This is a genomic window from Amycolatopsis sp. NPDC114503 (genome assembly GCF_055633655.1).
This window is the reverse complement of sequence record NZ_JBVKDT010000016.1, coordinates 56,041-79,759: the sequence shown is the minus strand read 5'-3', so window position 1 is coordinate 79,759 and position 23,719 is coordinate 56,041. Positions and strand designations below refer to the sequence as shown.

Annotated in this window: 24 protein-coding genes and 4 tRNA genes; 15 read left to right on the top strand and 13 right to left on the bottom strand. The window is 66.8% G+C overall.

Annotated elements, in window-relative coordinates:
- Positions 1-84: 84 nt before the first annotated feature.
- Entirely contained in the window at positions 85-1,047 is a 963-nt protein-coding gene (locus ACZ7OI_RS42825; RefSeq protein WP_470269823.1) for a YncE family protein, read from the bottom strand.
- Between the two features lie 147 nt (positions 1,048-1,194).
- Here ACZ7OI_RS42825 and htpX point away from each other — a divergent pair, with 147 nt between their 5' ends.
- On the top strand, positions 1,195-2,046 hold the full coding sequence (gene htpX / locus ACZ7OI_RS42820) for a zinc metalloprotease HtpX (protein ID WP_344269906.1): 852 nt from the start codon (positions 1,195-1,197) through the stop codon (positions 2,044-2,046).
- A 281-nt stretch (positions 2,047-2,327) separates the two neighbouring features.
- On the opposite strand, the gene ACZ7OI_RS42815 is transcribed toward htpX, so the two are convergent.
- Together ACZ7OI_RS42815 and ACZ7OI_RS42810 are read right to left on the bottom strand one after the other, a co-directional pair.
- Positions 2,328-3,122 carry a MerR family transcriptional regulator gene (locus ACZ7OI_RS42815; RefSeq protein ID WP_470269822.1) on the bottom strand — a complete coding sequence of 265 codons (795 nt, stop codon included), beginning with the start codon at positions 3,120-3,122 and terminating at the stop codon, positions 2,328-2,330.
- Positions 3,123-3,139: 17 nt separating this feature from the next.
- A complete protein-coding gene (locus ACZ7OI_RS42810; RefSeq protein ID WP_470269821.1) occupies positions 3,140-3,628 on the bottom strand; it encodes a VOC family protein in 489 nt (162 codons plus the stop codon).
- Positions 3,629-3,831: 203 nt separating this feature from the next.
- Here ACZ7OI_RS42810 and ACZ7OI_RS42805 point away from each other — a divergent pair, with 203 nt between their 5' ends.
- Complete coding sequence (locus ACZ7OI_RS42805) at positions 3,832-4,254, top strand: hypothetical protein (RefSeq protein ID WP_470269820.1); 423 nt, start codon at positions 3,832-3,834, stop codon at positions 4,252-4,254.
- 73 nt (positions 4,255-4,327) lie between these two features.
- Here ACZ7OI_RS42805 and ACZ7OI_RS42800 read toward each other — a convergent pair.
- Positions 4,328-4,405: transfer RNA gene (locus tag ACZ7OI_RS42800), tRNA-Tyr, on the bottom strand.
- A 403-nt stretch (positions 4,406-4,808) separates the two neighbouring features.
- Here ACZ7OI_RS42800 and ACZ7OI_RS42795 point away from each other — a divergent pair.
- Together ACZ7OI_RS42795 and ACZ7OI_RS42790 are read left to right on the top strand one after the other, a co-directional pair.
- Positions 4,809-5,609 (top strand): DNA-processing protein DprA, encoded by an 801-nt coding sequence (locus ACZ7OI_RS42795; RefSeq protein ID WP_470269819.1) that lies wholly within the window; start codon positions 4,809-4,811, stop codon positions 5,607-5,609.
- Positions 5,606-6,370: a hypothetical protein gene (locus ACZ7OI_RS42790; RefSeq protein ID WP_470269818.1), complete on the top strand. Its 765-nt coding sequence runs from the start codon at positions 5,606-5,608 to the stop codon at positions 6,368-6,370. Before ACZ7OI_RS42795 ends, ACZ7OI_RS42790 begins: the two co-directional genes overlap by 4 nt.
- A gap of 221 nt (positions 6,371-6,591) precedes the next feature.
- On the opposite strand, the gene ACZ7OI_RS42785 is transcribed toward ACZ7OI_RS42790, so the two are convergent.
- Positions 6,592-6,930: a hypothetical protein gene (locus ACZ7OI_RS42785; protein ID WP_470269817.1), complete on the bottom strand. Its 339-nt coding sequence runs from the start codon at positions 6,928-6,930 to the stop codon at positions 6,592-6,594.
- A 152-nt stretch (positions 6,931-7,082) separates the two neighbouring features.
- On the opposite strand from ACZ7OI_RS42785, the gene ACZ7OI_RS42780 reads away from it, so the two are divergent.
- Positions 7,083-7,343 carry a hypothetical protein gene (locus ACZ7OI_RS42780; RefSeq protein WP_470269816.1) on the top strand — a complete coding sequence of 87 codons (261 nt, stop codon included), beginning with the start codon at positions 7,083-7,085 and terminating at the stop codon, positions 7,341-7,343.
- A gap of 147 nt (positions 7,344-7,490) precedes the next feature.
- Here the strand turns inward: ACZ7OI_RS42780 and ACZ7OI_RS42775 are convergent.
- A tRNA-Tyr gene (locus tag ACZ7OI_RS42775) sits at positions 7,491-7,572 on the bottom strand.
- A 118-nt stretch (positions 7,573-7,690) separates the two neighbouring features.
- Between ACZ7OI_RS42775 and ACZ7OI_RS42770 the strand changes: the two genes are divergently transcribed.
- The gene (locus tag ACZ7OI_RS42770; RefSeq protein WP_378301117.1) at positions 7,691-8,182 is read left to right on the top strand and encodes a YajQ family cyclic di-GMP-binding protein; all 492 of its coding nucleotides are present in this window, start codon (positions 7,691-7,693) and stop codon (positions 8,180-8,182) included.
- Between the two features lie 363 nt (positions 8,183-8,545).
- On the opposite strand, the gene ACZ7OI_RS42765 is transcribed toward ACZ7OI_RS42770, so the two are convergent.
- Complete coding sequence (locus ACZ7OI_RS42765; RefSeq protein WP_470269815.1) at positions 8,546-9,244, bottom strand: hypothetical protein; 699 nt, start codon at positions 9,242-9,244, stop codon at positions 8,546-8,548.
- A 199-nt stretch (positions 9,245-9,443) separates the two neighbouring features.
- Here ACZ7OI_RS42765 and ACZ7OI_RS42760 point away from each other — a divergent pair, with 199 nt between their 5' ends.
- From ACZ7OI_RS42760 to ACZ7OI_RS42750, 3 genes are all read left to right on the top strand, one after another.
- On the top strand, positions 9,444-10,592 hold the full coding sequence (locus ACZ7OI_RS42760) for a sialidase family protein (protein ID WP_470269814.1): 1,149 nt from the start codon (positions 9,444-9,446) through the stop codon (positions 10,590-10,592).
- 74 nt (positions 10,593-10,666) lie between these two features.
- The gene (gene rfbA, locus ACZ7OI_RS42755) at positions 10,667-11,548 is read left to right on the top strand and encodes a glucose-1-phosphate thymidylyltransferase RfbA (RefSeq protein ID WP_470269812.1); all 882 of its coding nucleotides are present in this window, start codon (positions 10,667-10,669) and stop codon (positions 11,546-11,548) included.
- A 19-nt stretch (positions 11,549-11,567) separates the two neighbouring features.
- On the top strand, positions 11,568-12,209 hold the full coding sequence (locus ACZ7OI_RS42750) for a hypothetical protein (RefSeq protein ID WP_470269811.1): 642 nt from the start codon (positions 11,568-11,570) through the stop codon (positions 12,207-12,209).
- A 6-nt stretch (positions 12,210-12,215) separates the two neighbouring features.
- On the opposite strand, the gene ACZ7OI_RS42745 is transcribed toward ACZ7OI_RS42750, so the two are convergent.
- The 5 genes from ACZ7OI_RS42745 to ACZ7OI_RS42725 form a co-directional block, all read right to left on the bottom strand.
- A complete protein-coding gene (locus tag ACZ7OI_RS42745) occupies positions 12,216-12,953 on the bottom strand; it encodes an HNH endonuclease (RefSeq protein ID WP_470269810.1) in 738 nt (245 codons plus the stop codon).
- 101 nt (positions 12,954-13,054) lie between these two features.
- Positions 13,055-15,448 carry an endopeptidase La gene (gene lon / locus ACZ7OI_RS42740; RefSeq protein ID WP_470269809.1) on the bottom strand — a complete coding sequence of 798 codons (2,394 nt, stop codon included), beginning with the start codon at positions 15,446-15,448 and terminating at the stop codon, positions 13,055-13,057.
- Between the two features lie 86 nt (positions 15,449-15,534).
- Positions 15,535-16,359 carry an SAM-dependent methyltransferase gene (locus ACZ7OI_RS42735; protein ID WP_470269807.1) on the bottom strand — a complete coding sequence of 275 codons (825 nt, stop codon included), beginning with the start codon at positions 16,357-16,359 and terminating at the stop codon, positions 15,535-15,537.
- The gene (locus ACZ7OI_RS42730) at positions 16,356-17,204 is read right to left on the bottom strand and encodes an SAM-dependent methyltransferase (RefSeq protein WP_470269806.1); all 849 of its coding nucleotides are present in this window, start codon (positions 17,202-17,204) and stop codon (positions 16,356-16,358) included. The genes ACZ7OI_RS42735 and ACZ7OI_RS42730 overlap by 4 nt, the downstream gene beginning before the upstream one ends.
- A 35-nt stretch (positions 17,205-17,239) precedes the next feature.
- Positions 17,240-18,181, bottom strand: coding sequence for a GNAT family N-acetyltransferase (locus ACZ7OI_RS42725; RefSeq protein WP_470269804.1), 942 nt, complete (start codon positions 18,179-18,181; stop codon positions 17,240-17,242).
- Positions 18,182-18,430: 249 nt separating this feature from the next.
- Here ACZ7OI_RS42725 and ACZ7OI_RS42720 point away from each other — a divergent pair, with 249 nt between their 5' ends.
- The 6 genes from ACZ7OI_RS42720 (at position 18,431) to ACZ7OI_RS42695 (ending at position 22,639) form a co-directional block, all read left to right on the top strand.
- Positions 18,431-21,052, top strand: coding sequence for a putative bifunctional diguanylate cyclase/phosphodiesterase (locus ACZ7OI_RS42720; protein ID WP_470269803.1), 2,622 nt, complete (start codon positions 18,431-18,433; stop codon positions 21,050-21,052).
- Positions 21,053-21,131: 79 nt separating this feature from the next.
- A tRNA-Thr gene (locus ACZ7OI_RS42715) sits at positions 21,132-21,204 on the top strand.
- Between the two features lie 159 nt (positions 21,205-21,363).
- Positions 21,364-21,436, top strand: a tRNA-Met gene (locus ACZ7OI_RS42710).
- Between the two features lie 49 nt (positions 21,437-21,485).
- On the top strand, positions 21,486-21,650 hold the full coding sequence (gene rpmG / locus ACZ7OI_RS42705; protein WP_005152047.1) for a 50S ribosomal protein L33: 165 nt from the start codon (positions 21,486-21,488) through the stop codon (positions 21,648-21,650).
- Positions 21,651-21,794: 144 nt separating this feature from the next.
- Positions 21,795-22,244, top strand: a complete 450-nt coding sequence (locus ACZ7OI_RS42700; RefSeq protein WP_344269986.1) for a MaoC family dehydratase N-terminal domain-containing protein — start codon at positions 21,795-21,797, stop codon at positions 22,242-22,244.
- On the top strand, positions 22,241-22,639 hold the full coding sequence (locus ACZ7OI_RS42695; protein WP_470269801.1) for a MaoC family dehydratase: 399 nt from the start codon (positions 22,241-22,243) through the stop codon (positions 22,637-22,639). Before ACZ7OI_RS42700 ends, ACZ7OI_RS42695 begins: the two co-directional genes overlap by 4 nt.
- 177 nt (positions 22,640-22,816) lie before the next feature.
- Here ACZ7OI_RS42695 and ACZ7OI_RS42690 read toward each other — a convergent pair whose 3' ends face one another.
- Positions 22,817-23,695, bottom strand: a complete 879-nt coding sequence (locus ACZ7OI_RS42690; RefSeq protein WP_470269800.1) for an SGNH/GDSL hydrolase family protein — start codon at positions 23,693-23,695, stop codon at positions 22,817-22,819.
- Positions 23,696-23,719: the final 24 nt, after the last annotated feature.

Here is a 23,719-nt window from a genome sequence, read left to right as displayed (position 1 = left end):
CCCTCCCGGCAGGGTGAAGTCGGGGACCTGGAGACCAAGTTCCATACCGGACACCGTATACCTGGAGTAACTTCATGTGTGCGGTCAGAAATCGCGCACGACGGTGATCGTGCCGTGCAGCGGATCGGTCACGTACACCGTGCGCGTGCGCTGATCCACCGCCACGTCGCCCGGGTTCACGCCCAAGCCAAGCTCGCCGGTAAGGGTTTCCGTTCGTCCGTCCACACGAGACAGTCCATTCTGCCCGCCGTTGGTGTACACGACGTCGCTGGCCTGATGCACCGCGAGCGACGACGCCTCGCTGCGCAGCAGCACGGTCTTGACCTGCGCCCTGGCCGATCCGTCCACAATGGACATGTGATGGATCGCCGAATTCGCCACGAACACCGAGCCGCTCAGCTCGTGGACGCCGATCCCGGTCGGGGAGGCGCCCACCGAAACGCTCGCGGTGAACGCTCCCTGGTCGAGGTCGCAGATCTCGACCGAGTTCGTCGTCGGGCTGGTGCAGTACGCGCGCCGGCGGCCGCGGTCCAGCGCGATCCCGGCGAGGCCCGGCTTCGGTGCGGGCAGCAGCTCCTGCTGAGTGAGACTGATGCTGTCGAGCACCGCGAACGTGCCGGTCTTGCCGCTCACCGCGTACACGAGGTTGGCCTGCGGATCGATCGCGACCGCCGACGCGCCCGCCCCGGCGCCGACGACGCTCAGCAGCCGATGCGTCTGGCTGTCGAAGGCGAGCACCGTGCCGCCCGGCGGATTGGCGACGTAGATCCGGTCGGTGTCCACCGCGACGTCGCTCGGCTCCCCGCCGACCGCCAGCGCGGACACCACCCGCCCCGCGTCCGGATCGAGCACGAGAACCGTGCCGGACGCCTGGTCGGCCGCGTAAACGAGCCCGGTGACCGGACTCACCGCGATCGCCGAAAGCGTCCCGCCGACCTGCACCGTGCTGACTCGCCCGGCCGCCGCCGCGCTGCCGCCGAGCATCACCGCCGCACCCGCGCTGACCAGCGTAAACAGTCCTCGCCGGGAGAAGGGGGAACCGTGCATCGCTCACCTGCCCCGGTCGGTTGGGTTGCTCGCTGACCCTAACTCGGACAAGGATCGGGCGAAGGAACTTCGGGTCCCCCGATCGCGTTGTTTCCAGTGAGTAACCCACCTTGCGGCACCTGCCAGAGCGGACGGAGGCGAGCGCGCGTGCACAAGCACCACAACGGGCTGAAGACGGCGATGCTGCTCGGTCTGCTCTCCGCGATCATCGTCGGGATCAGCGGATTGTTCGGCCGAGGGGCCCTGGTGATCGGCCTGATCGTGGCGTTGGGGATGAACGCCTACGCCTACTTCAACTCCGAGAAAATGGCCCTGCGCGCGATGCACGCGCGGCCGGTGTCGGAGGTCGAGCAGCCCGCGATGTACCGGATCGTGCGAGAACTGGCGACGTCCGCGCGGCAGCCGATGCCGTCGCTGTACGTGAGCCCGACTGCCGCGCCGAACGCCTTCGCGACTGGGCGCAATCCGCAGCATGCCGCTGTGTGCTGCACGACGGGGATCTTGGAGTTGCTCGACGAGCGCGAGTTGCGGGCGGTGCTCGGGCATGAGCTGTCGCACGTGTACAACCGGGACATTTTGATCTCTTGTGTTGCGGGGGCGCTGGCCAGTGTGGTCAGTGTGCTGGCGAATATCGCGTTCTTCTTCGGGGGGAACGATCGCGAGGGCAACCCGTTCATGTCGCTGCTGCTGGTCCTGATCGGGCCGATCGCGGCTGGCGTGGTGAAGATGGCGGTGAGCCGGTCTCGGGAGTATCAGGCGGATGCTTCGGGGGCGGAGTTGACTGGGGATCCGTTGGCGTTGGCGTCGGCGTTGCGGAAGTTGGAGCGGGGGACTCGGGCTGCGCCGTTGGCTCCGGAGCCCGCGGTGGTGTCGCAGTCGCATTTGATGATCGCGAATCCGTTCCGGCCAGGGGCTGGGTTGAGCCGGATGTTTTCTACGCATCCGCCGATTGAGGATCGGATTCGGCGGTTGGAGGAGATGGCTCGGCGGGGGCGGTGAGGTTCGTCGGGGCTCGTCTAGGGGGCTCGTCGCCTGGCGGCGACATTGCGCCCGATCGCTTGCGTGGGGCACCCCGAAGCTTGATTGTGCTGACGGTTCGGGGGTGCTTGTCAAGGCGGGAAAGATGCCTTGACAAGCACCCCCGAACCGCAGGGAGGCTTCGTATCGGGGTGCGGGGGAGGGGCTGGGTGCCTCGCGGTTTGGGTGCGCGGGGGAGGGGCTGGGTGCCTCGATAGTGAGTGCATCGGCCGCGAGTTGCTGGGTGGGCTGGTGCGGGGTGGTTACTCCCAGACGGCTGTTGTTGGGTCTACTCCGTGTGCGAGTGCGTTGGCGAAGATCACGTCTCGTAGCCAGCTTGCGAGTCCGGGTGCCAGTGCGTCGTAGTGCTCTGTGTATCCGGGCTCTTCCACGAATTTCCGTCCGATGCAGACTTGCATCGAATGCGTGCAGTCGAAGTACCGTGACAGGGTTGCTCGATGCCGTTCTGCGAGGGTGTTCGCCTCTGCTGACCCGGGTTCGACTCCGGCTCGCCGTGCTGTGGCCAGGTCTGCGTGGAGCGTTTCGTGCTCGGCCGCGGCTTCCTGCCAGTCCTGCGGGGTCAGGTCGGTGGTCCGCTCGCGGTACTCCGCCCACTGCTTCGTGTCGCCCCAGCGCTCCGCGGCCTCGTCGACCCACTCCGGGTTCCAATCGGACCCGAAGATCTCGACCTGTTCCTCGGCCGTCAGCTGCATCCCACCGCGGGTGGCCGCCGCCATGCGGTCGACTGCGGACACCATGTGTTCCAGCCGCTCGATCCGCTCCCGCAGTTCGCGGCGCTGGCGGGTCAGGTGGGCGTGCGCGTCGGCGGTCGGGTCGTCGATGAGGCGGCCGATTTCCGACAGGGGGAAGCCGAGTTCGCGGTAGACGAGTACCCGGTGCAGCCGCGCGATGTCCTCGGCGGAGTACACCCGGTAGCCGGCACTGGTGCGCCCGCTTGGGCGCACCAGGCCGACCGCGTCCCAGTGATGCAGCGTTTTGACGCTCACGCCGATGAGCGTCGCCGTGCGTCCGACAGTGAGGCCGTCTTGCTCGATCACGACCTCAGTGTCGCAGCTCACGACCGTGGGACGTCGATCCCCGAGGCCCGCAGCTCGTCCGCCAGATTGCTGTTCGGGTCGATCGGCTGCGCCGCGGTCATGATGACGTTCGTGCCCTCCGGCGTGACGACCGTCAACTCCCGCGAGTTCCACGGCATCAGCTCCGGTCCGCTCGTGCAGCCCGGCGTGATTTCCTCGCACCGCTTGGCGATTTCGTCGAGTTCGCTGAGCACGCAGGAGAAACTGATGCTGACCTCGGACTTGCCGGCAGGTGTCCCCGGCTTGAGCAGCACATCCTGAAACGCCCAGCGCCGCAGATGCACGAGCTGTCCGGGAAGGGTGAACAGGTTGTCGAAGCCGAGCCCGCGAAGCCAGAAGTCCGTGGAGGCTTCGAGGTCGGCGGTGGGCACGTTGGGAAACATCGGCATCCCGTAGAAGCCGAGATAGTTGCCCGGAGACACCGCGTCGAAGGCGGGCATCGGAACCGGGCCGCGAAATTCGTTCATGCCGGAGAGCGTGCAGCCTCCTGCCGCAGGAGGGTCAAGCCCGGATCCCGGCGCGCCTCCGTAGCGGCCGAGCCGGTTTCTCCGACATAGGTGCAGAGCCTTCGACGACTGCCAGAGCATTTCGGCTTCGACGTCGCCAGGCAAGGAGGGTCACCATGACTCGAGCTATCAGGCTGAGGACGACCATTCTCTCCGGAGCGTCGGTGTCCGCCCTGCTCGCCGGATGCGGCGGCGGTCAGCCCGGCGACGGAAACTCCGCCGGAGGTTCGGTGGACTTCGTCCAGTACCAGACGGACGCGGGGTCCGGCTCGCCGCCGGGACTCTCGTTCAGTCTGCTGTGGACCTTCGACCCGGAAACCATGCAACTCTCGCCCAGTGACTGCACGGCGGCCCAGGGTGACGAAACCCGCCTGGAAACCGACACGGCCACGTGGCCCGATGTCCTGAAGCAACCTATGGACAGCGCCGAGACGAACTTCCGCGCAGCGATAGCCGCCTGCTCGTCTGGCGACTTCACGTCGATGACGAGCGCCATCAACCAGGGCAAGGACGGCCTGGCAGCCACCCGGGATGCGTTTGGTGCGCATTGCAAGCCGACGAGCGACGCGACCAAGTTCGCCTGCTAGGGCTGAGTGCGTCCGTCAGTCCGGGTAATGCAAAAGCACCCAGTGACCTGGTCGGTCCCGGGTGCTCTGGGTGTGGCAGGTGAGGGATTCGAACCCCCGAAGGCTGAGCCGTCTGATTTACAGTCAGATGGGAAGATAGGTTCTGACCTGCACGTTTGCCGCGACTGTGGCGGGGCGTGGGGCGGATGTGGGGCGTGAACGTAGCGGGGCTAAGAAGTGCCTGCCTACGCACACCGTGCCCCCGGAGCATGCTGCACCCAAGCACCCTTGTTCGGCCGGACGCGTTTTACGCCACTCGATCAGGCCTGATACGCCACCGGATTGAGTTAAAAGCACTGGTCAGAACCACTATGGCGTTAGTGTGTCGTACACATGTTCGATGATGCGTCCAGCTGTCGGCAAGACGGAAAGTCGATACACTTCGAACCACAGTCCGAAAGGGTCACAACGTGGAGCGGTCCGAGCACGTAGCGCTAGTAGCGCTGCTTCAATCGAGGCCAGAAGGGCTCACCTGGTCCCAGATCACTGCCGAGGTGGTGTCAAGGAGCAGTGCTGTGGACACGTGGCGTGAGCACATGCCGAGCACGCTCTTCGAGGACTCCGCCGAGCATTCGGCGCTCGCGGCGGCAAGTCGCGACCTGGACGCCTGGGCTGCTCAAGACTTTGACTTCCTGTCGATCCTTGATGACGACTACCCGGCTCGACTTCGAGGTATCCACCAGGCGCCGCCTGTGCTCTTCTGGCGGGGGCGACTGCTGGCGAACGACCCCGCTGTGTCAGTCGTCGGTTCGCGGAATGCCTCAGAACGTGGGCTGGCGGTCTCTGCCGAGATTGCGCGCGCCCTTGTGTCAGAGGGCGTGACGGCGGTGGCTGGTCTTGCGGCAGGGATCGATGCGGCTGTGCATCGCGCAGCGCTAGACGTCGAGGGCAGGACCGTCGCAGTCATTGGCACAGGCATTAGCAAGTACTATCCAGCCGCCAATCGGAAGCTCCAAGACGAAGTTGCCGAAAAAGGTCTGCTGTTGTCACAGTTCTGGCCCGACGCTCCACCGCAGCGACACAACTTTCTCATGCGGAATGCAACAATGTCCGGCTATGGGCTTGCGACGATTGTGGTCGAGGCGGGAGAGACTAGTGGCACTAGAAGTCAAGCGAGAATGGCGGTTGAGCACGGTCGTGCTGTCATTCTGACTGAATCTGTCTTAGACAACAACGAATGGGCGAAGAAGCTTCGCGGTCGCCCTGGAGTGCACTGTGTTGCCAGCTTGGGGGAGACAATGGATGTAGTTCGGCGTGTGATCAGTGAGCGACGTGAGGCGGTCGCTGCCCTGGGCAAGCTGCAGCCCGCACTATGACCGAGGATGACGACCCGGCGCTGTCGGTACGGAGCACGTTAATCAATGCGGCCGGAGGCTACCTTCGCAACACGTTGCGAATCCCGGGTGTTACCTGTTCCGTCTGTTGTACGCCGGTTTCGTCGCAGTATGAGAAGTGCTATAGCTGCAATAATCATTCTTTTCAATCTCCGGCCATGAAAACAGCCGACTATGTCGGAATTTTGACCTATGCGGTCAAGGATGCACAGTCCGGCTATTTCATCTATGGCTACAAGGCGCCGCAGCCGATTCAAGAGCATCACACGATCATGACGTGTCTGGTAATTCTTGGCATCTACTATCATATTCAATGTATTGGGAAAATCGCGGGTCGGCCGGTGACGCACTGGGCCACTGTGCCATCTCTTCCGCCAAAGCCCGGGGAGCATCCGCTGCATTCCATTGTTCAACCTCTTCTGAGTGAAATACCTGAGGTAGTTTTGACCTCGAACGCCAATTCAACGGATAGGCGCGCTTTCCGGTATGGCAACTTCACGGCGACGTCCAGGATGCCGCCAGGTGGCCACGTTCTGCTAATTGACGACACCTGGGTCAGTGGCGGGCATGTTCAGTCCGCCAACCTTGCATTGCGGCAAGCGGGAGCTTCAATTGTTTCGATTATTTCCGGAACGCGTTATATGAATCCGAAGTACGTCGAAACGGCGAACTTCGTTCGCGCCCATTTGAATCGAGACTACGATCCAATGGTGTGCCCGTGGACGACTGGCGTTTGCCCGTGACACCTGGCCGTCGATTCGGGTGAACTTAGCTAGGCAATAGGATTGTCCTGCATGACTTCTTCGACTTTATGCATACTGTAGATTACGGCATCTACTCCGCGGGATGCAAACGCATGCGCCTTTCCTGGCTTATTTGCAAGGCCAATCACGGGCACGCTGACGGTGTGCGCCATCTCAATGTCAGTCAGTGAGTCGCCGATAAAGAGTGTTTCATTGGCGTTCTAGGAGGTTCCGGAAAGGACGGCATGGAATGGATATGGGTTTGGTTTCATCAGATCAGGGCGCGCGAATTCTCGGCCAACGACTGCCTTGATTTTGGCGAGGGACATTTCCTTCTTCATGTAGTGCACGATCGCCTGGTGGGAGTTATTGCTCAGAATTCCGACTTCTCTTCCTGAGGCTGCAGTCGCGGAAATCGACTCCAAGCCGCCGGGAGTCGCGATTGCCTTGTCGACTGCCTTGAGTTCAGCCGCGATGAGGTCTCGCTCGACGGCCTCCACCACGTCGGAACCGTCTTTCGCTGCTGCTTGCAGGATGACCAGTGGGTCGTCCGTGTCCACCTTCCTGAGCAAATGACGTCCAAGCCATCGGGCGAAAGGTGCCTTGCTCGCCAGAGCTGACGGCCATCCTTCATGACCACCTGTCCCGGTTCGGCACTGCGCCGGACGGCCGACTCTTCCGCGGTGCCCGGGACGGCGGCCGAGTCGGCAGCATGGTCTACGGCCGGGTCTGGGCCGCCGCACGAGCACGCGCCTTTACCGCTGAGGTGGCCGCAGGGCCGCTCGCAAAGCGTCCGTATGACCTCCGCCACGCCGCAGTGTCCACATGGCTCGACGGGGGAGTGGAGCCGACGCGCGTGGCGAAGTGGGCGGGGCACAGCCTTTCGGTGCTGCTGCGGGTCTACGCGAAGTGCCTGGACGGCGGCGAGCAGACCGCGCGGGACCGCGTCGCAAAGGCGCTCGGCGGCTCCTGAGTCCCCGCGGCCACGGTGCGGCCAAAACCGTGGGGCGCATGTGGGGCGAACAGCCGGAAACGGCTGCACATGCCTGCACACAACCGCACAACACAAAACCACCCCCGTGACCGGTTCGTGCTGGTCACGGGGGTGGTTTTGCTGGTGTGGCAGGTGAGGGATTCGAACCCCCGAAGGCTGAGCCGTCTGATTTACAGTCAGATCCCTTTGGCCGCTTGGGTAACCTGCCATGGCCGGGCGAACCGGCCGGGAAGAAGGATACCCAACGCTCCGGACGGGCGGTCAACCGGGATGCCCCGGCGCTACGCTGGGGGTCCCTGACGAGCTGAGACAAGGTGTGAGGACACGTGGCGGATCCCTCTTTCGACGTGGTGAGCAAGGTCGACCGCCAGGAGGTGGACAACGCGCTGAACCAGGCAAGCAAGGAGCTGGGCACGCGGTTCGACTTCCGCGGCACCGGAACCGGCATCAGCTGGTCCGGTGAGGAAGCCATCGCGATCGAGTCGGAGACCGAAGAGCGCGCCCTCGCGGCGGTGGAGGTCTTCAAGGAGAAGCTGATCAAGCGGAACATCTCGCTGAAGGCCTTCGAGGCAGGCGAGCCCGCGATCTCCGGAAAAATTTACAAGGTCAGCGGCAAGATCCTGCAGGGCATCGCGTCGGACAAGGCGAAGCAGATCGCGAAGTTCATTCGCGACGAGGGGCCGAAGGGCGTACAGGCCCAGATCCAGGGCGACCAGCTGCGGGTGTCGGGCAAGAAGAAGGACCAGCTGCAGGAGGTGATCTCGTTGCTGAAGGGCAAGGACTTCGAGATCGCTCTGCAGTTCACCAACTATCGGTGAGGTGTGGGGTTGACCTGCGGGTATCCGGTTCGGGTGCCCGTGGGTACAACCCCAGCACAACCGAACGCGGAGTCCGGAAGGGCCCGTGTCCGGCCCATAGTCGGCCGGAAGGCGCCGCCTTGACATGACGTGATCGGGCGCCAGGTCGACGAGATGGCGGAGAGGCCGCCCGCATAAATAGAATCCCGGAAACGGTATTAAACCGCTTCCGGGGGAAGTCTGGGCGGGATTCGAGCCGCGACCAACCCTGGCGCAAATCCGCTATATGCACGAATTAGCAACAATCAACAATGAGTGCAAAACTCAGCTTAGAGAGTTGCGCCACGACGTTCGCCCAGTTTGGGTGCAGTTCCCCAACCACTGTCACGAAGCCGTGAAAGTCCAATCCCCGTCGTAGGCCTCCACCGCCACGAACGCCTGCCCATGCAACGGAAACTCCCCGTCATACGGAATGAGCTGATTCACCACCAGGTCGCGCTTTCCGTCGCACAAAGTCCAAACTCCGGTGTGCCCCCGCGAGTTCGTCGTGAACTTCCCGCGGGTCATGCCGGGCGGAATCGCCAATACCGCGTCGCCGTGTGCGCTGTGCGGTTTGCCCGGTTCGACGCTCGGCAAGCCGTGGTAGTCGGTGATCGTCGCGGTCCAGGCGGCGTCCGCGGTGATGTCCAGTTTGTGCACCCATTTGCCGCCGAGGGAGACGTTGAACCAGGCTGTCCCGTGGTAGGGGTCGCTGGCGTTGACCAGCAGACTCTCCGTGCCGTCCGTCTTCACAGCGATGTGCCCGTCGCATTTCGGGCAGTCGAACTTGAGGAAGCCCGCGACCCCGGAAGGCCAGGTCAGCGGCACTGTCGCGTTGCCCTTGCCCTGATGGGTCTCGGTGGGAGCCTCGACGAACCGGGGCTCCTCCAGCTCCGGCGGCGGGAGCACCGGCGCGGGGACGTGGCTGGGCTCGTCCGGCAGCTGGCGCGCGATCGCCCCGACGCCGGACGGCTGAATCGAGCACGACGCGGTGATCGCCACCGCCGCGCAGGCAGCGGCGAGGCGACCGGCAGTGCGGCGCATGGTTCCCCCTAGCGTGCCCCGACGGGGCCTACGGATGATCTTTCGTCACGCTCCGCCCGGTCGTTACGCGGCGGGTGCCCCTGAACAGCCCAGCGAACGCCTCGAAGGGGTGGACTAATGCGGGTGACCAGGCGAAATCGATGGTGGCGAGGCGACCACGTGGTGTAATCGCCCGTCTGGTCGTGAGAGGAGTTTCCGAATGCGCCGCTGGACTCCCGTCCTTGCTTTCCTTACCTCGTTGGCGGTCCTCGTGACCGTGCTCGCGCCGGTCGCGGAGGCAGCGGGCAAGAAGTTGCTCGTACCCGGTTTCGGCTCGTACCCGCGGCTGGTGCGGCTGGAGTACTCGCCGTTCGGTCGCGGAAACATCATCGCGGCGCTGACCAGCGAGGACGGCAACGGCCGGTTCGCGCCGATCCTCGAGAGCACCGACGAGGGCGAGACCTTCCACCGGATCAGCGAGATCCGCGACCCCGACGCCAAGTTCGGCCAATGCTGCGGAACCCTCTACGAACTCCCGCAGCGGGTCGGCCGGCTGCGCGCGGGCACGCTGCTCTGGGCGGCGACCTATCGGCAGGATTCCGGTCCGCAGCGCCGGATGGGGATCAAGGTGTGGGCCAGCCGCGACGGCGGGCGCAACTGGCGGTACCTGTCCGAAGCCGCGCTTTCGCACAACCACGACGGCATCTGGGAACCCGAGTTCGCCGTGGACGCCGGCGGCACGCTCTGGCTCCACTACGCCGACGAGACGCAAGCGCCGAAGTACGGCCAGGTGCTCAACCGCGTCGCCTCGACCGACGGGATCAACTGGGGAACCAAACAGCTCACGATGGCCATCGGGCCGTCCCGGGTCCGGCCGGGCATGCCGAACATCCGCAGGCTGCCCGACGGCCGGTACTGGTTCGGCTACGAGATCTGCAACTACCGCGACCGCTACTGCGACCCGTATTACAAAATCTCCGCCGACGGCGCGAACTGGGGCGACCCGTCCGACCCCGGCACCCGCGTGAACACCGCGAACGGCAACTACTTCCAGCACGCCCAGACCACCACCCTGTTCCCCGGCGGCCCGAACGGCGTGCGGCTGGTGATGGTCGGCCAGATCTACACGAGGGCCGACGGCACCCCGGTGCCCGGAAACGGCCAGACACTGCTGGCCAACGACAACTTCGGCGCGGGCAACTGGTACGAATTCCCCGCGCCGGTGCACATCACCGGCATCTACAACAACTACTGCCCCAACTATTCGTCCACTGTGCTGCCGGTCGACGGCGGGAAGAACGTGCTGGAGATCGCCACCGAGTACGCGCACGGCTGCCAGGCGTATTTCGGCAAGGGGCCGGCGTCCTGAGTTGAGGGAAGCCTCAGACGGCCACGATGCTCACTCGGTACGGTGAACACCACCACCGCACGTGAGGAGGGGCTGTGAAGGGCATCGTGCTCGCCGGGGGCAGCGGAACCCGTCTGCATCCGATCACGCAGGCCGTGTCGAAGCAGCTGCTGCCGGTCTACGACAAACCGATGATCTACTACCCGATCTCGGTGCTGATGCTGGCCGGGATCCGGGAGATCCTGATCATCTCGACGCCGGCGGACCTGCCGAACTTCCGCCGCCTGCTCGGCGACGGCAGCCAGTTCGGCCTGTCCTTCTCGTTCGCGGAACAGCCGAGCCCGAATGGTCTCGCCGAAGCGTTCGTGATCGGCGCGGACTTCGTCGGCGACGATTCGGTCGCGCTGGTGCTCGGCGACAACATCTTCTACGGCCAAGGTTTCTCCACGACCCTGCGCACCGCCGCGACCGACCTCGACGGCTGCGTCCTGTTCGGCTACCAGGTGAAGGACCCCGAGCGCTACGGCGTCGGCGAGGTCGACGAGAACGGCACCCTGCTGTCCATTGAGGAGAAGCCGGAGAAACCGCGGTCGAACAACGCGATCACCGGACTGTACTTCTACGACAACGAGGTTGTCGACATCTCCCGCAACCTGAAGCCCTCGGCGCGCGGTGAGCTGGAAATCACCGACGTCAACCTCTCCTACCTGCACCGCGACCGCGCCAAGCTGATCGAACTGAGCCGCGGTTTCGCGTGGCTCGACACCGGCACACACGATTCGCTGCTGGAGGCCGGGCAGTTCGTGCAGGTGCTGGAACACCGGACCGGCGTGCGGATCGCGTGCCTGGAAGAGGTCGCGCTGAAGATGGGCTTCATCAGCGCGGACGAATGTCATGCGCTGGGCACCAAGCTGGCCAAATCGGGGTATGGCGAGTACGTGATGAACGTGGCCCTGCTCGCGGGGGCGCAAGGCTGATTCCTTCCGGAGGGGGATTGTGAGCTACGACCTGGGGGTCTGGGCTGGGGATGTCGATGATCCGCGAGCCCGCTACGCGAGCCTTTGCGAAGGTCCCGCCGACTCGTCGCTTGAGGCGTTCTACCGCGACCTGACCGCGAAATACCCGGAACTGCACGAGGCCGAGGATCCGGAAGCATCCCCGTGGAACGCGGCGATCGAGCGCTCTGGTGACGGTGCGGTGCTGGTGATGCAGCACTCGCGCGCGGTCGCGGTGACGCGCGTTGTCCTTGACCTGGCTCGAAAGCACGACCTGACGGTGTTCAATCCGCAGACTGGCGAGGTGCATCGGCCGAACGTCCTGGACCTGACCATGTGCGACGGCTCCCGCGTGGAAAACCCGGACGCGGCGGGGATCAAGGCGGCGTTGGGGCGGTTGTCGGCGAAGAATTGGTACGCCGTCTTGGGACGCGGCGATCATTATGTCCAAATTGGACAGGGAAAGTTCGCTGCGGCTCCGAAGGGGAAGTTCGCGCTGGAGCGCCGGGACGGGTCGCCGGAGCGGCATTACCGCACGGAGGCCGGGAGCCTGGCGGAGGTGGTGACAGCGTTTACCGGCTTCGCGGCGGAGGATCCGTCGTGGGTGGAAGGCTTCGAGTGGGAGAAGGTCGACTTCTCCTGACTGCCGCTAGCCGTTCTCCCGGACCAAGTCTTGAAGTTCTTCGACGGAGAGCCACGGCTTGGCCCGATGGATCATCCGGTGGCAGTTCGAGCAGAGCACTGCCAAGTGTTCCAGCTTCGTCTTGGTTCGCCCGGACTCGCTTAGCGGCGTGCGGTGGTGACATTCGGCGAAGTCCCGGCCGCGTTCGCCGTAGGCCTTCTCGAAGTCGAACTCGCACGCTTCGCACGCCACGCGTCCGTGCGTGTTCCGGGCTTGTTCGATCTTTTTCGCGCGCAGCTTTGGGTTCCGCTCCCGGATCAGGTGCCTTCGTTCAAGGATTCCGCCCTCTTCAGCCGACTCGTCGTCGACGAGGTCCAGGTCTGGTGGCAACTGGTGTTGCACCTCTGGCGAAAACTCCACGGCATCGGTGATGGCCTTTGCCCGGGCGAGCATGCCGGGCTCGTCGGCGAGGAAATCCCGGACGACGTCGAGGTCAGTTTTGCTGCCCCTGGTCTGCGCACCCCGGTAGTCCGGATGACGGGTGGCCAGGTCTGTTGTTTTCCGGGCGACGCCGTTGGGGTTCCGGAACTTTTCTCCCCGCAACTCCACCGGGTAGATCGGGAGGTGCTGCAGCAGCTTGGACAGTTCAATCACTTTGGAGTCGTTCGACCGCAGCTCGTGCCAGCCATTTTCCACCACGAGAGCGCAAGCGAGGGTCGACTCGTCCCTCGTCCAGTCCAGTCGTTTGGTCTTCTCCTCCGCCATGGCAGCACCGTAGCGCGCACCCCCGACAAAAACCCCGCAACAAAGCAAAGGCCCCGCCCCTCCCGAACCCGGAAAGGACGAGGCCCCGCCTCACCCGAAGATCAAGCCGCCTGCCGAACCTCCGAAGACGCTGGCGTCAACGCCAACTCCAGCACCTCCCGCACGTTAGCCACCGCGTGCACCTCTAGCTGCGACAACACCTCCGCGGGCACGTCATCCAGATCCGGCTCGTTCCGCTGCGGGATGATCACCGTCTTCATCCCCGCCCGGTGCGCGGCCAGCAGCTTCTGCTTCACCCCGCCGATCGGCAGCACCCGCCCGGTCAGCGAAACCTCACCGGTCATCGCCACATCAGCCCGGACCACCCGGCCCGACAGCAGCGAAGCCAGCGCGGTCGTCATCGTGACACCCGCCGACGGGCCGTCCTTCGGCACCGCGCCCGCCGGGACGTGCACGTGGATTCCCCGCTCTCGCAGGTCTCCCACCGGCAGTTCCAGCTCCGCACCGTGCGAGCGCAGGTACGACAGCGCGATCTGCACCGACTCCTTCATCACGTCACCCAGCTGCCCGGTCAGCTGCAGGCCCGAAGCCCCGCTCTCCGGATCGGCCAGCGACGCCTCGATGTACAGCACGTCCCCGCCGGCACCGGTAACGGCCAACCCTGTTGCCACGCCTGGCAAAGACGTCCGCTGGGTAGCCGTCGGCAGCGATGATTCCGGCACGTGCCGCGGGCGGCCGAGGTAGGTTTCCAGGTCCGCGGCGGACACCGACAGCGGCAGCGAGACCGAATCCAAAGCCACCTTCGTCGCGATCTTCCGCAGCACCTTCGCGATTGTCCGGTTCGCGTCGCGCACCCCGGCTTCGCGGGTGTACTCGGCGGCGATCCGGCTGAACGCGTCGTCGGTCAGCACCACGTCGCCGGACGCCAGACCGGCTCGCTCAAGTTCGCGCGGCAGCAGGTGATCCCGCGCGATGGTGACCTTTTCGTGCTCGGTGTAGCCGTCCAGCGTCACCAGCTCCATCCGGTCCAGCAGCGGGCCGGGGATGGTCTCCAGCGCGTTGGCCGTGGCCAGGAAGACCACATCGGACAGATCCAGCTCGACCTCGAGGTAGTGGTCGCGGAACGTGTGGTTCTGTTCCGGGTCCAGCACTTCGAGCAGCGCGGCCGTCGGGTCGCCGCGGTAGTCCGCTCCGACCTTGTCGATCTCGTCGAGCAGCACCACCGGGTTCATCGAGCCGGCTTCCTTGATGGCCCGCACGATCCGGCCCGGCAGCGCGCCGACGTACGTGCGCCGGTGGCCGCGGATTTCCGCCTCGTCCCGGATGCCGCCCAGCGCGACGCGCACGAACTTCCGTCCCATCGCCTTCGCCACAGACTCGCCCAACGACGTCTTGCCGACCCCGGGAGGCCCGGCGAGCGCGAGCACCGCGCCGGAACGCCGTCCGCCGACCGGGCCGAGGCCCGATTCCGCGCGACGCTTGCGCACGGCCAAGTACTCGATGATCCGTTCCTTGACGTCGTCCAGGCCCGCGTGGTCCGCGTCGAGCACGGCCCGCGCGGCGGCGATGTCGTAGACGTCCTCGGTGCGCTCATTCCACGGCAGCTCCAGCACAGTGTCGAGCCAGGTCCGGATCCAGCCGCCTTCCGGCGACTGCTCGGACGTCCGCTCCAGCTTGTCGACCTCGGCCAGCGCGGCCTTGCGCACCTCGTCCGGCAGGTCGGCGGCTTCCACCCGGGCGCGGTAGTCGTCGTCGGCGGCAGTGCCGTCGAGTTCGCCCAGTTCCTTGCGGATCGCTTCGAGCTGGCGGCGCAGCAGGAATTCCTTCTGCTGCTTCTCCATCCCGTCGGCGACGTCCTTGCGGATGGTCTCGGTGACCTCCAGCTCGGCCAGGTACTCCCGGCTCCACTCGAGGGCCTTCTCCAGCCGGACGCTCACGTCGAGCGCGCTCAGCAGCTCCAGCTTCTGGTCAGTCGACAGGTACGGCGCGTTGCCGGCCAGGTCGGCGATCGCGGACGGCTCCTCGACCTGCTGGACGGCGTCGATCATCTGCCAGCCGCCGCGTTGCTGCAGCACGGAGATGACTACGGCCTTGTACTCCGCGGCGAGCTGCGCGGTGCGGTCGTCGGAAGTTTCGTCGGCGGGGTCGGCGTGCACCCAGCGGGCCGCGCCGGGGCCGTCGGCGATCCGGCCGACGGAGGCGCGCGAGGTACCGCGGAGCAGCACGGCGGTCTTGCCGCCGGGAACGCGGCCGATCCGTTCGACGGTCGCGACGGTGCCCAGTTCGGCGTACTCGCCGTGCACGCGCGGGACGATCAGGACTTCGGCCTTGCTCGCCGCGCCCGAGCGGATCCCGGGGAACGAAGGGGTCTTGGCCTGTGCGGACTCCACTGCGGCCCGGGTCTCTGCGTCGCCGAGGTCGAGCGGGACCACCATGCCCGGCAGCACGACGTCGTCATCGAGCGGGAGGACGGGCAGGAGGCGGGGGTCGGTCATGTGCACTCCTCGAATAGTTGAGTCTGAGGTGCTCAACTCTCCGAAGGGCGGGTTTGTTTCCCAGAGAGTGTTCGCTGGGAGAGAAGTCAGGGCTTGACCGCGACGGCGCCCCAGCCGAACGGCCGGACCTCCGCGGCGAACTCCGACACCGGCTCGTCCGGCCGCCAGTCCGGCAGCGCGCTCATCCCCGGCTCCAGCAGCGGCCAGCCGCCGAAGAACGGCAGGATCTCCTCCTCCGAGCGCAGGTACGCCGGGTTCGACGTGTCCCGGTACGCGTCGACGAACGCGCGGACCTCGGCGGCCCGCTCCGGCGGCGCGTCGTCCCGGCAGGTGGCGTGCGTGACGGCCAGCCACGAGCCGGACGCGAGCTGGTCGCGATAGGTCGCGACCAGCTCGTCAGGCCGGTCGCCGGGGCCGAGGAAGTGCAGGACGGTGATCATCAGCAGGCACACCGGCTGCGACCAGTCGATCAGCTCCTGGGTGACCTCGTCGGCGAAGATCGCATCCGGGTCGCGGATGTCGCGCTCCACGATTCCGGCCCATTCGGTCGCGTCCTCGTCTTCGAGGATCACCCGCGAATGCGCCGCGGCGACCGGTTCGTAGTCGACGTACACGACCCTCGCCGGCAGCTGCTCGCGGACGATCTCGTGCACGTTGCCCGCGGTCGGCACGCCGGATCCGAGATCGACGAACTGCCGGATCCCCGCGTCCAGCGCGGCCCGGACGACCCGGTTCATGAACGCACGGTTCTCCCGCGACATCGGCCGGATCAGCGGCCACACCTTCTCGACGCGGCGGCCGAATTCCCGGTCCACCGCCCAGTTCTGGGTGCCGCCGAGGTACCAGTCGTAGATCCGCGCGGCGGACGGCTTGTCGACGTCGACGCCCTGCGGCGCGTCCGGCGCGGTCACGGCTTGCGCGCCACAGCGCACCAGGCGAACGGGCGCGCCTCCGCCTCGACGGCGTTCAGCTCGCGCTCCGGGCGCCAGTCCGGCAGATGCGTGATCCCCGGCTCCAGCAGCGGCCAGCCGCCGAAGAACGGCTCGATCTCCTCGCGGTCGCGCAGCCACATCGGATTGCTCGTCTTGCGGTACTGCTCGACGAACCAGCGCAGCCCCTCCAGTGCGGGACCGCTGCCGTCGCCCTCGCTCATCTGCGAGATCGCCAGCCAGCTGCCGGACACGAGCTTGTCCCGATAGGCGCGCACGATGGCGTCCGGATCGTCGTCCGGGCCGACGAAGTGCAGCACCGCCATCAGCATCACGCAGACCGGCTTGTCGAAATCGATCAGCTCGCGGGTGCGCGGGTCGCTCAGCACGGCCCTGGGGTCGCGCATGTCGGCCTGGACGATGCCGGCCCAGTCGGTGGCCGCCTCGTCCTCGAGAATCAGCGTCGCGTGCGCCACGGCCACCGGCTCGTAGTCGACGTAAACCACGGTGGCCTCGTCGTCGTCGCCGAGCGCGGCCTCGACCACCTCGTGCACGTTGCCCGCGGTCGGCACGCCGGAGCCGAGGTCGAGGAACTGGCGGATGCCGGCGTCCAGCGCGGCCCGCACCACGCGGTTCATGAACTCGCGGTTCTGCTTCGCGCCTGGCCGGGCGAGCGACCACATCTTTTCGACCTTGCGGCCGAATTCCCGGTCCACCGCCCAGTTCTGCTTGCCGCCCAGGTACCAGTCGTAAACCCGCGCGGCCGAGGGTTTCTCGACATCGACGCCTTCCGGCGCTTTCGGTGCAGCGTCGGGTTTTTCGGTCACTGGGACTCCCCTCGAATGGCCTGGCAACCGCCAGACTAGCGAGAACGCACGGCGGGCCGGCGCTGCCAGCCAGTCCACAACGGCCGGTAACCCTGCGCGTACCAGAACGGCGTCGACCGCGGATTCGCCACGGCGTGGTGCAGCAGCACGACATCCGCGCCCGCCTCGTCGAAGACTTGGTGCGCGTGCGCGGCCAGCGCGGTGCCGACACCGGACGACCGAGCCGTCTCGGACACCGCCAGCGACGACAGATAACCCACCCGCGAAGCGGCGACCCGGTGCCGGATCCAGCCGGTCTCGTCGGGCATCTGCAGCACGACCATGCCGAGCGGCTGGCCGTACAGCTCCGCGATCCACACCTGCGGCTCGGGCCGTTCGAGGTGGTGCATCAGTTCCTTGGTGATCAGTTCCTCGACGCCGGGACGGAGCGTGATCCGGCCGAACTGCGCGTCGTACCGCTGCAATTCCAGCTGCAGCGCGACCGCGGTGGACAGGTCGTCCGGCGTCGCGTGCCGGATGCAGACGCCCGGCGTCGCGTCGGGTCCGGCGGCCATCCGCTGTGCCGGGCGGACCGCGAGCACGCCCACCGGGGCGAAGCCGTGCCGGAGGAGTTCGGTGGCCCCCGCGGTGTCGCGGCTGGGCCGGGAGAGCACCGCGGCGCACTCCGTATCCCCCACTCGGGCGAGGGACCCCAGGTGTTCATCCCATCGAGTGAGCAAAGCGTCGAGTCCGGCGGCCGGATCGGGACCGGCGAGCTGGACCTCCAGCCGGTGCTCGACGAGCGCCCGCCACATCGAGCGCGGGCTGTCCGGGCCGAGTCCGGTACAGGTCGTCAGACCGGCCGCGGTGGTGTCGCCGACCTCGGCGGAAAGCAGAGCGGAATCCCCTCCGACCTCGAAAGGGAGCGGCGCGGGAAGCAGCGCGTCCACCGTGGCGATGCGCGCCGCATGGCCAGTGGCTGTCACGTCGTTGTGCATGCCGCCATTGTCCGCCGACCGGGCCGGAAAAGACCCCCAGAACACTCCCCGGCTCGGGGGTTCCGGGGCGAACCGGGAGTTTCACTCCTTGGTCCACGCAGGTCAGAGAAGAACGCCCATTGTTAACCCTGGGGTGATCTCCTACTGTCTCGAAAGGGACGCCGGTACGCCCTACGGGGTAAGGTGGCGCCCTCGCCCACACCTGACGTCACGGACGAGCGCGACCGGGCAGCCGGGAAGGAAGGTCGGATGCCGGACAGCAACGCCCATCCCGGAACCGCGCCGGAGGCGATGGGCTCGGGAGGTGCTGGCTCCGCGCCGGCCGAAGGCCGCACCGACGAGAGCCGCTTCCGCGTTTACACCTTCTTCGTGCTGGGCCTCGGCCTGCTCGCGGCCTTCGCCGTCGGTGCCTGGCTGCCGTTCCACGGCTCGGCCAAGCTCTGGTGGATCGGCCCGGTGCTCGCGGTCGCGTTCCTGCTCGCCGAGCAGCTCGGCATCAACGTCGACGTCCGCAGCGGCATTTCGTGGACCATCTCATTCACCGAGATTCCGCTGGTAATCGGTTTCTTCGTCGCCCCGTTCGAAGTGGTGCTCGCCGCGCATCTCGTGGCGGGCATCGGCACGCTGCTGGCCCGCAAGGTCGCCGGCCGGGTCCTCTACAACGCGGGCGCGTTCCTGCTCGAAATCACCGGCGCGTTCGCGGTCGCCGGGCTCGTGCACCTGGCCATGGGCGGCGGGCCGACCATGCCGTGGGTCGCCGCGCTCGCCGGCACGCTCACCGCGCCGCTGGTCAGCACGCTGCTCGCGCTGGCCGCCGTGCGCGTGCTGCGCCGCCGGATGCGCGTGAGCACCGCGATCCGGCTGACCGGCCGCATCCTCGTGGTCGGGTTCGTCAACGCCTCGGTCGGCCTCACCGGCTACCTCGTCATCGCGAGCACCCCGCAGGCCTGGCCGCTGGTGCTGGCGGTGTTCCTCGGCCTGACCGCGCTGTACTGGGCTTACTCCGATCTGCTTCGCGAGCAGCGGGACATGGAAGCGCTTTCCGACGTCAGCCTGATGGTCGCGCGGTCCGGCCAGCAGGCGGCGGCTCGTCCGGCGAGCCGCGCCGAGGAACTGGTGGGCGGTGTCGACGTGCGCGAATGGGCCACGATCGCCGAGCGGATCAAGGACCAGCTCGCCGCCGGACGCGTCGTGCTCCGGCTGCGGCTCGAGGCCGACGATCCGATGCGCGTCGTGGTCGCGGGCAACGAACTTCCGCCGTCGGACCCGGCCAACGACGACCCGCTGCTGCGCCTTCCCGGCGCGCACGTCCGGCACTTCCGGATCACCGAGGCCAACCCGGACGTCCGCGCGGCGCTGCTGGAACGCAGTGCGCAGGAAGCGCTCGTGGTGCCGTTGCGCAGTGCGAACCGGCTGCTCGGCGTTGTCGAAGCGCACGACCGGCTGTCGCGCTGGCGCGGCTTCGGCAAGTACGACGTCCAGCTGCTCGGCACGATGGCCAGCCACCTCGCGACGTCGCTCGACAACCGGCGGCTGCTCGCCACGCTCCGCCACGACGCTTACCATGACCCGCTCACCGGGCACCTGAATCGGCCGGGTTTCCAGCAGGTCTCGCGGGATCCGCTGCGCGAATCGGCGGAGGTCGTGGTGCTGCGGATCGACCTCGACGTCTTCTCCACGGTGAGCGACGCGCTCGGCTACTCGTGGGCGGACCGGATGGTCGTCGCCGCCGGCACCCGCATCCGCGGCGCACTCGGCCCGGACGTCCCGCTCGCCCGGCTCGAAGGCGCGTCCTTCGCCGCGCTGCTCGTGGACTGCACGATCGAAGACGCACACCGCGCCGCCGAACGGTTGCGGGTGCAGCTGTCCGAGCCGTATCCGGTGGACCGGCTTTCGGTCGAGGCCAACGCGATGATCGGCTACGCCAGTTCCGTGGACGACGCCGGTGACGTCGACGTCGACGGCCTGCTGCAGCGCGCCGACGTCGCCGTCCGCGCCACCCGCGGCGGCGAGGAAGTGCGCGGCTACGTGCCGAGCATGGGACAGATCTTCCTGCGCCGCTTCCAGATGGTCACGCAGTTCCGGCAATCGCTGGAAGACGGCCACGTTTCCGTGCATTACCAGCCGAAGGTGACGCTGCCGAACCGTCAGGTGCAAGGCGTCGAGGCACTCGTGCGCTGGGTGCACCCGGAGTTCGGCAGGCTCGGCCCGGACGAGTTCGTGCCCGCGATCGAGGCGGCCGGCCTGATCGGCGTGCTGACGTCGTTCGTGCTGGAGGAGTCGCTCAAGCGCGTGCGCAAGTGGCTCGACGAGGGCCTGCGCATCTCCGCGGCGGTGAACCTCTCGGTGCGGAACCTGTCCGACGACGACTTCCCGGCGAAGGTCCAGCGCGAACTGGAACGCTTCGACGTGCCGCCGGAACTGCTGACGTTCGAGCTGACCGAATCCGGCGTGATGTCGGACCCGCAGAAGGCGCTGCCGATCCTGCGCGAGCTGCATTCGCTGGGCATCGTGCTGGCGGTGGACGACTTCGGCACCGGTTACTCGTCGCTCGCGTACCTGCGCCAGCTGCCGGTGGACCAGGTCAAGATCGACAAGAGCTTCGTGCTCGGCATGGGCACGGATCTCGGCGACCTCGCGGTGGTGCGGTCGATCGTCGAGCTCGGGCACTCGCTGGGCCTGACGGTCGTGGCGGAAGGCGTCGAGGAGGACGTGGCGCGCGATCAGCTCGAGGCGATGGGATGTGACGTCGCACAGGGTTATCTGATCTCGCGTCCGCTGCCGGAGGACCGTCTGGAGGCATGGCTGCAGGCCCGCACGGCGCGCTCGCCCGGGCGGCATTCGGAGACCGTGCTGACCCTGCTGACCTGAGGTTTTGCGGTTAACCGACCCCGGTTGCAGGTGTCCTCCGGACGGGTTGCTAATCTTTCCAAGTCCTCGCGAGAGGCAGGCCCCTTTAGCTCAGTCGGCAGAGCGTCTCCATGGTAAGGAGAAGGTCTACGGTTCGATTCCGTAAAGGGGCTCGCGAGTAGGCGAGCTATGTCTGCGGAAAACGCAGACGTGGCTCGCTTCGCGGCGTCCATCTGGGGGTCGAACCCCCAGACCCCCGCCAGGGGGCAAGCCCCCTGGACCCCCAGTCCGGGTCACGTTGTGCCGGGCGGGTCGGGGTGGGTGTCACGCAGGGCGGTGTAGCTCAGTTGGCAGAGCAAGCGGCTCATAATCGCTGTGTCGCCGGTTCAAGTCCGGCCACCGCTACGCGGTAACGACGGGGCTGGCCCCCGGATCTGAGAGAGAAGGAAACGCTGTGGCTGCCACCGACGTGCGACCCAAGATCACGCTGGCGTGCGAGGAGTGCAAGCACCGCAACTACATCACCAAGAAGAACCGGCGCAACAACCCGGATCGCCTGGAGATGAAGAAGTTCTGCCCGAACTGCGGTACGCACCGGACTCACAAAGAGACCCGCTGACGCAGGCGGTCTTTTACCAGCTTCGAAAAGCCGCCTCGGCATCGCGCCGGGGCGGCTTTTCGCTGTCTGCTGACCGGTCGCTGCCTACTGGCCAGTTCTGGCACCCGCGCGGGACGGCGCCGCGGTTCGGTTAGCCTTCTTCGCGTGCCTTTGGACCAGTCGTTCACCGGGCGGGAGTACCCGTCGGACAGCAAGTACTTCGTAAGCCGGGAGAAGATCCGCGAGTTCGCCGACGCGATCGGGGACCCGAACCCGGTGTACCGCGACCCGGAGGCGGCCCGCGCGGCCGGCCACCCGGACGTGCTCGCGCCGCCCACCTTCCTCACCATCCTCAACCTGCCGAAGATCAACGGCATCGTGACCGACCCCGCGCTCGGCCTCGACTACTCCCGGATGGTCCACGGCGACCAGGGCTTCCGCTACGAACGCCCGGTGCACGCCGGCGACGAGCTGGAGATCTCGGCCAAGATCGAAGCGATCATGGCGAGGGCGGGCAACGACTTCATCAACCTCCGCGCGGAAATCACCGACGCGGACGGCAAACTCGTGTGCACGACGCGGGCCCAGCTCGTGGTTCGGGGGGCGGAAGCGTGAACATCGGCGACGAACTGCCTCCGCTGGAGGTCCGCATCACCCGCGACCAGCTGGTCCGCTACGCGGGCGCCTCGCTCGACTTCAACCCGATCCACTGGAACGAGAACTTCGCGACCAAGGTCGGCCTCCCGGACGTGATCGCGCACGGCATGCTCACCATGGCCCTGTCCGGCCGCATCGTCACCGACTGGCTCGGCGACCCGGCCCGCCTCGTGGACTTCAGCACGCGCTTCACCCGCCCGGTCGTGGTGCCGGACAACGACGACGGCGCGCTGGTCGAGGTGACCGGGAAGGTCGGAGCCCTGACGGACGAGGGCCTGGCCCGGATCGACCTGACGGTGAAGTTCGAGGGCAAGACCGTGCTGGGGAAACCGCAGGCTCTCGTCCGCCCCTGACCGCGGCTTCAAGTCCGTGAGGGCCACCTTGAGGGAATCAGAGTCCCTCAAGGTGGCCCTCACGGACTTCCGGCCGATACGGAAGCCGTGCAGCCTGTCTCGCCCAGGAGTCGAGGCGCACACGCAGCGGGCATCGCGACGCCGACCCCGCCGCACGCCGCGCCGATCGGGGCAGCGTCAGTGCACCCCCAGCACCGACTCCACCACTCCGGCCATCCCGGCCTCGCCCCGCGCATTCGGGTGCAAAGCCGCGGCGGAGGACGTCGGGACCACCCCCTCGACCCACTTCACATCCGAATTCGCGCAGACGTCATGCCCCTTGCTCGGCTCGGCCGTGTCCGCGAAACCGGCGTCGTGGGACTTGGCCTGGTCGGACAAGGCGTCGTTGAGCTTCCCGAGCGCGTCCCGCAGATACGCCACATCGCCGGAGCCCAGCGGAAGGACCGGCCAGCAGCCGTCGCCATCCGGGAGGACCGTCGGGTAGCCGACGACCACCACCCGCGCCTTAGGGGCCTTCTTGTGGATCTGATCGAGCGCGGTGCCGACCTTCTTCGCGGTGTCGCTGATGCGGTCGGACAGCTGGTCCTTGCCGCCCGCGGTCAGCCGGTCTTTGCACGGCGAGGCACTTTCGTGGGCGGTCACACAGGTCTGCGCCAGTGAGATGAAGCCCACATCGTTGCCGCCGATGCCAAGGGTGACCAGCGTCGTGTCCGCGGTGACCGAATCGAACTGCGGCGGGTTCGAGCCATTGCGCGTCGACTGGGTGTCGGACAGGTCGTCCGTCGTCGCGCCGCTGCAGCTGACGTCCACGAACTTCGCCGGCTTCAGCTTCGCGGACACCAGGTGCGGATAGTTGTTGTCCGAGCGCGCGCAGCCGGCAGGCGACCCCGACTGCTTCCCGGTGCGCGGCGCCGAGGTATACGAGTCGCCGAGTGCGACGTACCGGCCGCTGCCGCCGCCGGTGTCCGCGCCGGACGGCGGTGCGGTCGACGAGTCGTGCTTCGACTTGTAGTAGCCGACGGCCAGCAACGCCCCCACGACAACGAGGACGAGCAACCCGCATCCACCGCTCTTGTTAGC

What these genes read in the sequence shown, in the direction of transcription:
- ACZ7OI_RS42825 (WP_470269823.1), bottom strand. Translation starts at nt 1,047, where the DNA reads ATGCACGGTTCCCCCTTCTCCCGGCGAGGACTGTTTACGCTGGTCAGC.
- ACZ7OI_RS42810 (WP_470269821.1), bottom strand. Translation starts at nt 3,628, where the DNA reads ATGAACGAATTTCGCGGCCCGGTTCCGATGCCCGCCTTCGACGCGGTG.
- ACZ7OI_RS42790 (WP_470269818.1), top strand. Translation starts at nt 5,606, where the DNA reads ATGACCGAGGATGACGACCCGGCGCTGTCGGTACGGAGCACGTTAATC.
- ACZ7OI_RS42780 (WP_470269816.1), top strand. Translation starts at nt 7,083, where the DNA reads ATGGTCTACGGCCGGGTCTGGGCCGCCGCACGAGCACGCGCCTTTACC.
- ACZ7OI_RS42765 (WP_470269815.1), bottom strand. Translation starts at nt 9,244, where the DNA reads ATGCGCCGCACTGCCGGTCGCCTCGCCGCTGCCTGCGCGGCGGTGGCG.
- ACZ7OI_RS42760 (WP_470269814.1), top strand. Translation starts at nt 9,444, where the DNA reads ATGCGCCGCTGGACTCCCGTCCTTGCTTTCCTTACCTCGTTGGCGGTC.
- ACZ7OI_RS42745 (WP_470269810.1), bottom strand. Translation starts at nt 12,953, where the DNA reads ATGGCGGAGGAGAAGACCAAACGACTGGACTGGACGAGGGACGAGTCG.
- lon (WP_470269809.1), bottom strand. Translation starts at nt 15,448, where the DNA reads ATGACCGACCCCCGCCTCCTGCCCGTCCTCCCGCTCGATGACGACGTC.
- ACZ7OI_RS42725 (WP_470269804.1), bottom strand. Translation starts at nt 18,181, where the DNA reads ATGCACAACGACGTGACAGCCACTGGCCATGCGGCGCGCATCGCCACG.
- ACZ7OI_RS42720 (WP_470269803.1), top strand. Translation starts at nt 18,431, where the DNA reads ATGCCGGACAGCAACGCCCATCCCGGAACCGCGCCGGAGGCGATGGGC.